The organism is Roseomonas chloroacetimidivorans (assembly GCF_049629625.1).
GTDB classification, from domain to species: Bacteria; Pseudomonadota; Alphaproteobacteria; order Acetobacterales; family Acetobacteraceae; genus Roseomonas; species Roseomonas chloroacetimidivorans.
This window is the reverse complement of sequence record NZ_JBNBZS010000274.1, coordinates 1-405: the sequence shown is the minus strand read 5'-3', so window position 1 is coordinate 405 and position 405 is coordinate 1. Positions and strand designations below refer to the sequence as shown.

Below are 405 nucleotides of genomic sequence, written 5' to 3'. Positions count from 1 at the left end.
GTGCCAGATCTCCACCATGGCATCCGTCACCAGCGCGCCGGTGCCGTCCCTGATTGTCCCGGTCAGGGTGATGCGCTCGGCGCCCTCGGGCAGGCAATCGGCGAAGTGGCGCGTGGTATCCGCCCATTCCGGGAAGTCGATCAGGTGCCAGTAGGGGCCGGCGGTCTGGTGGGCGGTGGCGGGTGTCGCCTCGGAGGGCGCGAGTTCCGGGGTCGCGTCAGTCATGATGGCCATCCTCCATCGGGGTCGCCTCACGGCCGCGCAGGACGATGTCGAAGCGGTAGCCCAACGCCCATTCAGGCCGGGTGATGTCGAGGTCGAAGCGGGCCACCAGCCGGTTGCGCGCGGCCTCGTCGGACACCGTGTTGAAGATCGGGTCCAGCGGCAGCAGCGGGTCGCCCGGGA

The 405-nt window shown here is 69.9% G+C and carries 2 pseudogenes; both read right to left on the bottom strand.

Annotation, left to right across the window (positions count from 1 at the left end):
- Positions 1-225: pseudogene (locus ACO1BU_RS37385) on the bottom strand (hypothetical protein); the annotation flags it as partial.
- Positions 218-405 (bottom strand): annotated as a pseudogene (locus tag ACO1BU_RS37380) (protocatechuate 3,4-dioxygenase subunit beta); the annotation flags it as partial. The pseudogenes ACO1BU_RS37385 and ACO1BU_RS37380, both read right to left, overlap by 8 nt.